The following is a 10,929-nucleotide window of genomic DNA, read 5'->3' on the forward strand; positions in this document are numbered from 1 at the left end:
GTCCGGGGGCTCGGGGAGTTGCGGGGTGTCCAGGGAGCGGAGGCGCGCCAGGACGCCGGTGCTCTGGGGGCTCTGCAGGTCTTCGAAGATGGTGAGGGCCCTGACCCAGGAGTCGCGGGCGGCGTCGGGCCGTTCCGCGCTCAGGTGGGCCCTGCCCAGGTTGTAGAGGGCTTCGCCGCGGCCCGCGCGGTCGCCTATCTCGGAGAAGACGTCGAGGGCCTGGCGGTAGTGGTCGATGGCGGGCGGGAGCAGGCCGAGCCCGTGGTGGGCGTAGCCGAGCCCGTGCAGGGCCCAGCCCTGGGCGCGCCGCTCGGTGTGCCGGGCGACGGCGTGGGCCTGCTGGAAGCGGTCGAGCGAGGCGGAGAACTCGCGGAGGCCGGCGTGGGTGTAGCCGAGGGCGTTCAGGGCCCAGGCGATGCTGCGCTGGTCGCCGACGGCGCGGGACAGGCCCAGGGACCGCTCGTGGAGCTCGATCGCCTCGCTGAACCGCCGGAGCCGGCGGCAGGCGTAGCCGAGGCCGTGCAGGGCCCATGCCTCGCCGCGGCGGTCTCCGACCTGGACGAAGAGGTCGCGGGCGGCGCGGAAGAAGTTGGCCGACTCCTCGAAGCGCCAGCGGCTCTGGCTGACATAGCCGAGCCCGCCGAGGGCGTAGGCGACGCCGCGCTCGTCGCCGGGGCAGCGGGCGGAGTCGGGGCCGGTGCGCAGGGCCTCGATCCAGTCGGTCCACGGGCTGCGGAGGAAGAAGAACCTCCACAGGGCGAGGGGGAGCCGCCAGGCGATGTCGTGGTGCCCGTCCTCGGCGGCCAGGCGCGCGGCGGCGATCAGGTTGAGGCGCTCCGCCTCGCACCAGCGCTGGGCCTCGGCGGCGGACGCGAAGGTGAGCGGACGGCAGGGCGCGTCCAGGAGGGTGAGGCTCGCGGTGACGCGGTCAGGGCACAGGATGCGGCGGGCGCTGTCGGCGGTGCCCAGGTACCAGGCGAGGACGCGGCGGACGGCGGCGGTGCCTTCCGCGTCCTTCCCGGCGGCGTGGCCCGGCTCGGCGGCGTGGCCCGGCTTGTCCGCGTGGCCGGGTTCGGCGGTGTGGTCGGGCACCAGGTAGCGGCCCGGGGCGGGTTCGCCGAGCGCGAGTGAGCCGAGCAGGGCGCGGGCCCGGTCGGCGGGCAGGTCGAGGAGGGCGGCGGCGGCCGGGACGGAGATCTCCGCGCCCGGGTGCAGGGCGAGGAGCCGGACGATCCGCTCGGTCTCGGGCTCGCGGGTCCCGGGCAGGCGGATCCAGGCTTTCGTCTGCATCTCCTTCACCGCGACCGGCACCGGACGGTACGCGTCCGAGTTGCATGTGGGGCTCTGCCAGACGACCTCCCGGTAGAACCAGTCGGAGGCGATGAGCGCCAGGGTGCCGGACGACCGGCGCAGAGCGTGCTTGAGGGGCCCGGCGTCCAGCAGCCGGAACGCGGTGTTGATGGCGGTTCCGGCGACCCCGTGGTCGTCGTGGTGGACCTCGCCCGCGTGGACGGCGGCCCGCAGCCTGATCCGCGCCCCGTGCCCGGCCTGCCGGTTGTGCCGTTCGAGGAGGGTGGCCAGCCGCAGCGGGAGGGGCCCGGCCAGACGTTCCTTCGGGATGGACGGCGGGACGAGGATCAGCGCGCCGTCCCCGCGGTCCTCGCGGTAGCAGGACTCCCAGGGGATGCCCGATTCGGTAAAGGCCTGGTAAAGGGCCTGGTAGAGACCCGCTCGCACGGCCATCTGATCCCAATTAGTGCGTTTCGGATGGCCGAATTCCTCCACGTCCACGCACACGATCGACCGATGGACGGCGGGGCCGGGCCCCGTGCCGCTCCGGATAACGTGCATCTGTGCATGCAGATGCACACCCTCATGCACGTGCATGGCGCCCATGGTATTGCATGATCCCGTCCCGTCTCCAGGTGTCAGGCGCTGCCAAGTGCGAGATGGTGGGCGTTTTCTGGGCGCGGACGGCGAAGCCCCGTCCGGCCGGGGCCGGACGGGGCGGTGACGTGCGGGGCGGCGGTGCGCCACGCGGACGCCAGGGACGGCTGACGCGGGGGTTACTTCTTTCTTCCGCCCGCCGTCGCCTTGAGGTAGTCGTGGTTCAGGCGGCCGATGACGTCGAGGGGGATGCCCTTCGGGCACGCGACGGTGCACTCGCCGGTGTTGGTGCAGCCGCCGAAGCCCTCCTCGTCGTGCGTGTCGAGCATGGAGACGACGCGGTCCCAGCGCTCGGGCTGCCCCTGGGGCATGAGGCCGAGGTGGGTGACCTTCGCGCCGAGGAACAGGGCGGCCGAGCCGTTCGGGCAGGCGGCGACGCAGGCGCCGCAGCCGATGCACTCCGCGGCCTCGAAGGCGCGGTCGGCGTCCGGCTTCGGGACGGGCGTCGCGTGCGCCTCGGGGGCGGTGCCGGTCGGGGCGGAGATGAACCCGCCCGACTGGATGATCCGGTCGAAGGACGAGCGGTCGACCACGAGGTCCTTCACGACCGGGAACGCCCGCGCCCGCCACGGCTCGACGTCGATGACCTCGCCGTCCTTGAACTTGCGCATGTGGAGCTGGCACGTGGTCGTGGCGCGCTCCGGACCGTGCGGGGTGCCGTTGATGACGAGGGAGCACATGCCGCAGATGCCCTCGCGGCAGTCGTGGTCGAAGGCCACCGGCTCCTCGCCCGCGGCGATGAGCTTCTCGTTGAGAACGTCCAGCATCTCCAGGAACGAGGCGTCGGGAGAGATGGCGTCGAGCCTGTACTCGACCATCTTGCCCTTGTCCCGCGGGCCGCTCTGGCGCCAGACGCGCAGTGTGAACTTCATGATTACTTGTACGACCTCTGCGTGGGCTTGACGTGTTCGAACTCAAGGGCCTCCTTGTGGAGGACGGGCTGCTCGTCCTCCCCGGCCCATTCCCAGGCGGCGACGTAGGAGAAGTTGACGTCGTCGCGCTTGGCCTCGCCGTCCTCGTCCTGGCTCTCGGCCCGGAAGTGGCCGCCGCAGGACTCCGAGCGGTGCAGCGCGTCGATGACCATCAGCTCGCCGAGCTCCAGGAAGTCGGCGACGCGGCCGGCCTTCTCCAGCTGCTGGTTGAGCTCCTCGCCCTTGCCGGTGACCTTGACGCGCTCCCAGAACTCCCTCCGCAGGGCGGGGATGAGCTCCATCGCCTTGCGCAGGCCCTCCTCGGTGCGCTCCATGCCGCAGTACTCCCACATGATGTGGCCGAGCTCGCGGTGGAAGGAGTCGACGGAGCGGTCGCCGTCGATCGTCAGGAGCCGGTCGACCCGGCTCCTGACGCGCTCCTCGGCCTCGGTGACCGCGGTGTCCGCGACCGGGGCGAGGTTCGTGCGGGCGATGTAGTCGCCGATGGTGTTCGGCAGGACGAAGTAGCCGTCCGCGAGCCCCTGCATGAGGGCGGACGCGCCGAGCCGGTTGGCGCCGTGGTCGGAGAAGTTCGCCTCGCCGATGACGAACAGCCCGGGGATGCTGGACTGCAGGTCGTAGTCCACCCACAGGCCGCCCATGGTGTAGTGCACGGCGGGGTAGATGCGCATGGGCGTCTCGTACGGGTTCTCGCCCGTGATCCGCTCGTACATCTCGAAGAGGTTGCCGTACTTGGCCTCGACGGTCGTGCGGCCGAGCCGCTCGATCGCGTCGGCGAAGTCGAGGTAGACGCCGAGGCCGCCGGGGCCGACGCCGCGGCCCTCGTCGCAGACGTTCTTGGCGGCGCGGGAGGCGATGTCGCGGGGGACGAGGTTGCCGAAGGACGGGTAGACGCGCTCCAGGTAGTAGTCGCGCTCGTCCTCGGGGATGTCGACCGGGCGGCGCTCGTCGCCGGTCTTCTTCGGCACCCACACGCGCCCGTCGTTGCGCAGCGACTCCGACATCAGCGTCAGCTTGGACTGGTGGTCGCCGCTGACCGGGATGCAGGTCGGGTGGATCTGCGTGTAGCAGGGGTTGGCGAACAGGGCGCCGTGCCGGTGGGCCCGCCAGGACGCGGTGACGTTGGAGCCCATCGCGTTCGTGGACAGGAAGTACACGTTGCCGTAGCCGCCGGACGCCAGTACGACCGCGTCGGCGGTGTAGTGCTTGATCTCGCCGTTGATCAGGTTCCGGACGACCACGCCGCGCGCCCGGCCGTCCTCCATGATCAGGTCGAGCATCTCGTGCCGCGGGTACAGCTCGACGTTGCCGGCGTCGACCTGACGCATCAGCGCCTGGTAGGCGCCGAGCAGCAGCTGCTGGCCCGTCTGGCCGCGGGCGTAGAAGGTCCGCGAGACCTGGGTGCCGCCGAACGAGCGGTTGTCGAGCAGGCCGCCGTACTCGCGGGCGAACGGGACGCCCTGCGCGACGCACTGGTCGATGATCTGCGTGGAGATCTCGGCGAGGCGGTGGACGTTCGACTCGCGGGAGCGGAAGTCGCCGCCCTTGACCGTGTCGTAGAACAGCCGGTGCACGCTGTCGCCGTCGTTGCGGTAGTTCTTGGCGGCGTTGATGCCGCCCTGCGCGGCGATCGAGTGGGCGCGGCGCGGGCTGTCCTGGAAGCAGAACTGCTGGACGTGGTAGCCGGCCTCGCCGAGGGTGGCGCCGGCGGAGCCGCCCGCCAGCCCCGTCCCGATGATGATGATCTTCTTCTTGCGCTTGTTCGCCGGGTTGACGAGCTTCGCCTCGAACTTGCGCGTCGTCCAGCGGTCCTCGATCGGGCCGGACGGGGCCTTGGCGTCGGCGATCGGCTCGCCGGACTTGTAGAAGCCGTCGCCGGACTTGGAGAAGCCATCGCTCATGTTCAGCTCACCCATCCGAAGGTGATGGAGACGGGGACGGAGATGAAGCCGGCGGTCACCAGCGCGGCGACCGTCCCGGCGAGGCTCCGCAGGGCCCGCTCGCTGCGGGGGCCGCGCAGCCCGAGCGTCTGGAACGCGCTCCAGATGCCGTGGTTGAGGTGCAGGCCGACGAGCAGCAGCGCGACGACGTACCAGACGGTGACGAACCAGCGGGACGGGTCGAAGTCGGCGACCATCCGCTCGTACGGGGTGGCGTCGGAGCCCTTGGGGTTCACCACGAAGAAGGTGAGGTCCAACAGGTGCCACACGACGTACAGCGCGATGATGACGCCGCCGTACCGCATCGTGTGGGTGGCGTAGCCCTGCGCGTGCGACTTCTTCTTGGACTGGTACTTCACCGGGCGCGCGGCGGACGCGCGCCGGGCGAGCGACACCGCCGACCACATGTGCAGCACGACCGAGACGCCGAGGACGACCTCGATGAGCGTCAGCACGGTCCGGCGCGGCACCGCGGGCTCCCCGATCGTCCGCAGCCAGTGCGCGTAGTGGTTGAAGTCCTCCGCGCCGAGGAAGATCTTCAAATTCCCGATCATGTGCGCGATGAGGTACAGCACGAGGATGCCGCCGGTCACGGCCATGACGGCCTTCTTGCCGACGGTCGATCGGTAGATCGCAGGTATCGCTATAGCCACATCGCGCACGCTACGTCTGCCTGGCGGAAGAACTCCAAGTCATCAGCGCACTGGTTTCGATAGCCACAGGCTATGAGCGGAGCAGCGGCGGCGTTCGGGCCGCCGCGGCGCGGGCCGCGGCGTGAGTGACGTCACAGAGGGTCCGGGAACTCTGCCCCAGCGTGACGCAGAAGACATTGACGGCGGTCAGGGGCGCATGGTCAACGCCCCGGCGCGGGCGGGCTCAGGACAGCCCGGCCTGCCGCGACAGCAGCAGGACGGCCAGGTCGTCGGTCAGGGCGTCGCCGTTGAGGCGCTCGACCTCGGTGACGAGCTCGTCGATGAGCGACCGCCCGGTGGCGCCCCTGCCGCGGGCGCCGCGGGCCAGTTCCACCAGCCCGTCGGTGCCGAGCCGCGCCGAGCCGGGGCCGACGCGCCCCTCGATCAGGCCGTCGGTGTAGAGCATCAGGCCCCAGGACTCGCCGAGGTCGATCTCGGTGGTCGGCCACTCGGCGCCGGGCACCAGCCCGAGCGCGGGGCCGTGCGCGTACTCCGGCAGCGCCGTCACCTCGCCGCCGCCGTCGCCCGGCAGGTCGCGGAACAGCAGCGGCGCCGGATGACCGGCGAGGTGCATCCGGGCCGTCCGCCGCGACGGCGCGATCGTGATCATGCAGAGGGTGGTGAAGATCTCCTCGCTGCGGCGCTCGTGCCCGAGCACGGTGTCCAGGGTGCCGAGGAGCTGCTCGCCGCTGTGCCCCGCCAGCACGAGCGTCCGCCAGGCCATCCGGAGCTGGACGCCGAGCGCGGCCTCGTCGGGGCCGTGGCCGCACACGTCGCCGATCATCAGGTGCACCGCGCCGCCCTCGGTCTGCACGGTGTCGTAGAAGTCGCCGCCGAGCAGCGCGCGGCGCCGGCCTGGCCGGTAGCGGGTGTGGTGCCGCAGCGCCGGGTCGTCGATCAGCGGGACGGGCAGCAGCCCGCGCTCCAGCCGGGCGTTCTCCCGGCCGAGGATGCGGGCCTCGACCAGCCGCCGCTCGGTCTCCTCGGCGCGCTTGCGCTCGATGGCGTAGCGGACGGCGCGGGCCAGCAGCGGCCCGTCCACCTCCTGCTTGACCAGGTAGTCCTCGGCGCCCGCCGCGACCGCCCGCACCCCGAGGTGCGCGTCGTTCAGCCCGGTCAGGACGACGACGGCGGCCGGGCCCGACATGGCCAGCACGTGCCGCAGCCCGTCCAGGCGGTCTATGCCGGGCGTGGACAGGTCCACGATGATGCACTGGGTGCGCCGGGTCAGCCTGCGCCGGGCGGTCGACAGATCGCCCGCCACGGTGATCTGGATGTCCAGGCCCGTGCCGGCCAGCATCTTCTCGACCATGAGGACGTCCGAGGGGTCGTCGTCGATGAGGAGCAGGTCGAGCCTGTCCTCGGCCCCTGACGTGAGGGTATGCGTCTGATGACTGATGGTGCTCACAAAGGCTTCCGGAAGTCGGGGCTGGCGACGGCACTGGCAACGGCCGGACCGTTCCGGTTTATTCCCGCGGCACGCGCAGGAGGGCGGGCAGGGCCGGACCGCGCCGGGGCAGCGGCGTCGGCCTAGCCGCCAGGGTCCCGGCTCAAGGAGCGGTGAGGCTTCGCTCCGTACGCTCCGACCTTAGCGCCTCGGATCGATGGGACGCATCCCCCCAGAGGTGCCGTCCGGGTTACCCGAACCCGCCGTGCGACGCCTTGACCGGTGGGCTTACCGGCTGGGCCGTTCCCGGAAATAATCAGTCGAACTTCGGGGGGCCGGCTGCTTATCTTCGTCCGGTGAAGTCGTTGCCGGAGAAGGATCCAGGCAGCCCTGACCGTCGATCACCCGCCCGATATCTGCTGTGGCTGCTGCGCGGCCAGTGGCGCAGTGCCGCCGGTGGCGCTGCGCTGGGCGTGCTCTGGATGCTGAGCCAGGCCCTCATGCCCGCCGCGATCGGCCGGGCCATCGACGAGGGCGTCACGGCCAAGGACGAGGGTGCGCTCCTCGCCTGGGCCGGGGTGCTGCTCGCCCTCGGCACCGTCCAGGCCGTCACCGGCGTGACCCGACACCGCCTCGCAGTGTTCAACTGGTTGTCAGCCGCCTACCGGACGGTCCAGGTCGTCACGCGGCAGGCGACCCGGCTCGGCGGGACGCTGCCCAAGCGGCTGAGCGCGGGCGAGGTGGTCAGCGTCGGAATCTCCGACGTCGCCCACATCGGCGATGTGCTCGACATCGTCGCGCGCGGCACGGGCGCCGTCGTCGCGATCGTCGCCGTGGCGGGGATCCTGCTGGCGACGTCGCCGCCGCTGGGCCTGATCGTCCTGGTCGGCGTGCCGGTGATCCTCGCGGTCGCGGCGCCGCTGCTGCGCCCGTACCGCGAGCGCGAGCAGGCCCACCGCGAGCTGGTCGGCGAGCTCAACACGCACGCCACCGACCTGGTCGCGGGCCTGCGGGTGCTGCGCGGCATCGGCGGCGAGCGGCTGTTCGCCGGGCGCTACCGCGCCGAGTCGCGGCGGGTGCGCGACGCCGGGACGGCCGCCGCGTGGGCCGAGTCGCGGCTGAGTGGCGCCGAGGTGCTGCTGCCGGGCCTGCTCATCGCGGTCGTGACCTGGGCCGGGGCGCGCCTCGCCGCGGACGGGCAGATCAGCGTGGGGCAGCTCGTCGCGTTCTACGGCTACGCGGTGTTCCTGATCGCGCCGCTCAAGACGCTCGGCGAGGCCGCCGGCAAGGTCACCAAGGGGCTCGTCGCGGCGGGACGGGTCGTCCGGATGCTGGAGATCGACCCGGAGCTGCCCGCCGCGGGCACCGCCCGCCCGGCGGCGCCGGCCGAGCTGATCGACATCGCGTCCGGGCTGGTCGTCCGGCCGGGGCGGGTCACCGCGGTCGCGGCGGCCGACCCGCGCGACGCGCAGGCGATCGCCGACCGGCTCGGCCGGTACGCGGACGGGGAGGTGAGCCTCGGCGGGGTCCCGCTGCACACGGTCGCGGACGTCCGGACGCGGATCCTGGTGGCCGTGAACGAGGACCGGCTGTTCACCGGCCCGCTGGCCGAGAGCCTCGCCCCGCCGGGCGCGGGCATGGCTGCGGGCATGGCGGACGGCCGCGCGGCGGACACCGGCTCGCCGGGCAGGGCGTCGCTGGAGGCGGCGCTGCGGGCGGCGAACGCCGAGGACATCGTCGCCTCCAGCGGGCTGGACGCGCACGTCGCCGAGGCGGGCCGGGAGTTCTCCGGCGGGCAGCAGCAGCGCCTGCGGCTGGCGCGGGCGCTCGCCGCCGACCCGGAGATCCTCGTCCTGGTGGAGCCGACCAGTGCGGTCGACGCGCACACCGAGGCGCGCATCGCCGACCGTCTCGCCGCGGCGCGGGCGGGCCGTACCACGGTCGTGTGCACGACGAGCCCCCTGATGCTGGACCGCGCCGCCCACGTCGCCTTCGTCCAGGACGGCCTGGTCGTGGCGGAGGGCACGCACCGCGACCTGCTGGAGACCGAGTCGCGCTACGCGGCCACGGTCACCCGCGGCGAGACGACGACCCGCGCCTGACCCGACGACCCGCGCCCTGACCCGGGCAAGGCGCCGACGGACCCGACGACAGAAAGGCCACAGCCGTGAGCACCGAGATCCTGCCGGTCGCCACGCCCGCGCAGGTGCGGGCCTACGCGCGCCGGCTGACGCTCCGGCATCCGCGCGCCCTCGCCGGGGCGCTGGGGCTGCACGCGCTGGCCGCCGTCACCGGGCTGGTCACGCCGCGGCTGCTCGGCGACCTGGTCGAGGGCGTCCGGGACGGCGGGGCGGACCTCGACACGGTCGGCCTCGCCATCGCCATGTTCGTGATCTTGCAGGGCGTGCTCACCCGCTACGCCTACTACGCCTCGGCGCGGCTGGGCGAGCGGGTGCTGGCCGAGCTGCGCGAGGACTTCGTCGACCAGGTGCTGGAGCTGCCGCTGTCCACGGTCGAGCGCGCGGGCACCGGCGACCTCGTCACCCGGACCTCCCGGGACGTGGACACGCTGAGCACGTCGGTCCGCTACGCCGTCCCCGAGACGCTCATCGCCGTCGTCGCGGTCGGGTTCACCGCCGGCGCGCTGCTGATCACCGGCCCGCTCGTCGCGCTGCCGTGCCTGGTCGCCGTCCCGCTGCTGTGGGCCGTGATGCGCTGGTACCTGCCCCGAGCCCACGGCGGCTACCTGCGGGAGAACGCGGCGTGGGCGGACATGACCGACGGGCTCGCCGAGACCGTCCACGGCGCGCGGACGGTCGAGGCGTTCGGGCTCGCCGAGCGGCGGCACGCGCGCGGCGACCGCGACATCGCCGCCTCGTACGAGGTCGAGCGGTACACGCTGCGGCTGCGCACGGTGCTCTACCCGGTGATCGAGATGAGCTTCGTGCTGCCGGTCGCGGCGACGCTGCTCGCGGGCGGGCTCCTCTACATCCACGGCAACGCCTCGCTCGCGCAGGTCACCGCCGCGACCCTGTACGTCCAGCAGCTCATCGGGCCGGTGGAGATGCTGCTGACCTGGCTGGACGAGCTGCAGCTCGGCGGCGCGTCCCTGGCCCGCCTGCTCGGCGTCGGCAACGTGCCGCCGGACCGGGCGCCGAACGGCCGCCGTCCCGGCGGGGAGCGGCTCACGGCGCGCGGCGTCCGCTACTCCTACGTCCCCGGCAAGGACGTGCTGCACGGCGTCGACCTCGACCTGCGGCCGGGGGAGCGGCTGGCGATGGTCGGGCCGAGCGGCGCGGGCAAGTCGACGCTGGGCCGCCTGCTCGCGGGCGTGGACGGCCCGCGCTCGGGTTCGGTCACGCTCGGCCCGGACGGCACCCCGGACGGCGACCCAGGCAACGGCCGGGACGGTGTCCCGGACGGCGGGGTCGCGCTGGTCGAGCTGCCGCTGGACGAGCTGCGCGGCCACGTCGCGCTCGTCACGCAGGAGCACCACGTGTTCCGCGGCACGCTGCGCGAGAACCTCGTGATGGCGCGCCCGGAGGCCACCGACGCCCAGGTCGCCCAGGTCCTCCAGGCCGTCGACTGGGACGGTCCCGGCCTCGACACCGTCGTCGGCTCGGGCGGCGAGGCGCTGTCGCCCGCGCAGGCGCAGCAGCTCGCGCTGGCCCGGCTCGTCCTGGCCGACCCGCACACGCTGGTGCTGGACGAGGCGACCTCCCTGCTGGACCCGCGCGCCGCCCGCCGCCTGGAGCGCTCGCTCGCCGCCGTCCTGGACGGCCGGACCGTCGTGGCGATCGCGCACCGCCTCCACACCGCCCACGACGCCGACCGCGTCGCCGTGGTGGAGGACGGCCGCGTCACCGAGCTGGGCACGCACGACGAGCTGATCGCCGAGGACGGCTCGTACGCGGCGCTCTGGTCGTCCTGGCACGGCGGGCAGCGCGAGACCGCCGCCCGCCGGTCCTGAGCGGGCGGGCGGCGGACGGAGCGGCGCGCAGGCGGCGGCGTGGGCAGGCGTGGCGGGCGTG

General features: G+C 73.1%; 7 protein-coding genes. 2 read left to right on the top strand and 5 right to left on the bottom strand.

The genetic code is table 11. The features are described 5' to 3' along the window. From E1298_RS37315 to E1298_RS37335, 5 genes are all read right to left on the bottom strand, one after another. On the bottom strand, positions 1 to 1,743 hold a 1,743-nt coding region (locus tag E1298_RS37315; protein WP_131901880.1), incomplete at its 3' end, for a tetratricopeptide repeat protein. 323 nt (positions 1,744 to 2,066) lie between these two features. Next, the gene (locus E1298_RS37320) at positions 2,067 to 2,819 is read right to left on the bottom strand and encodes a succinate dehydrogenase/fumarate reductase iron-sulfur subunit (protein WP_131901882.1); all 753 of its coding nucleotides are present in this window, start codon (positions 2,817 to 2,819) and stop codon (positions 2,067 to 2,069) included. A 2-nt stretch (positions 2,820 to 2,821) separates the two neighbouring features. After that, the gene (locus tag E1298_RS37325) at positions 2,822 to 4,795 is read right to left on the bottom strand and encodes a fumarate reductase/succinate dehydrogenase flavoprotein subunit (protein ID WP_243726042.1); all 1,974 of its coding nucleotides are present in this window, start codon (positions 4,793 to 4,795) and stop codon (positions 2,822 to 2,824) included. Beyond that, the gene (locus E1298_RS37330; protein ID WP_131901886.1) at positions 4,783 to 5,472 is read right to left on the bottom strand and encodes a succinate dehydrogenase cytochrome b subunit; all 690 of its coding nucleotides are present in this window, start codon (positions 5,470 to 5,472) and stop codon (positions 4,783 to 4,785) included. The genes E1298_RS37325 and E1298_RS37330 overlap by 13 nt, the downstream gene beginning before the upstream one ends. 223 nt (positions 5,473 to 5,695) lie before the next feature. After that, complete coding sequence (locus E1298_RS37335) at positions 5,696 to 6,919, bottom strand: PP2C family protein-serine/threonine phosphatase (RefSeq protein ID WP_243726043.1); 1,224 nt, start codon at positions 6,917 to 6,919, stop codon at positions 5,696 to 5,698. A 335-nt stretch (positions 6,920 to 7,254) separates the two neighbouring features. On the opposite strand from E1298_RS37335, the gene E1298_RS37340 reads away from it, so the two are divergent. Continuing rightward, positions 7,255 to 9,000, top strand: a complete 1,746-nt coding sequence (locus tag E1298_RS37340) for an ABC transporter transmembrane domain-containing protein (protein ID WP_131901888.1) — start codon at positions 7,255 to 7,257, stop codon at positions 8,998 to 9,000. A 65-nt stretch (positions 9,001 to 9,065) separates the two neighbouring features. Then, positions 9,066 to 10,868: an ABC transporter ATP-binding protein gene (locus tag E1298_RS37345; protein ID WP_131901890.1), complete on the top strand. Its 1,803-nt coding sequence runs from the start codon at positions 9,066 to 9,068 to the stop codon at positions 10,866 to 10,868. The last annotated feature ends 61 nt before the right edge of the window (positions 10,869 to 10,929 follow it).

Source organism: Actinomadura rubrisoli, from assembly GCF_004349215.1.
GTDB lineage: Bacteria > Actinomycetota > Actinomycetes > Streptosporangiales > Streptosporangiaceae > Spirillospora > Spirillospora rubrisoli.

Excerpts from the sequence above, each read along its gene's own strand:
- E1298_RS37325 (WP_243726042.1), bottom strand. The coding sequence starts at position 4,795 with ATGGGTGAGCTGAACATGAGCGATGGCTTCTCCAAGTCCGGCGACGGC.
- E1298_RS37320 (WP_131901882.1), bottom strand. The coding sequence starts at position 2,819 with ATGAAGTTCACACTGCGCGTCTGGCGCCAGAGCGGCCCGCGGGACAAG.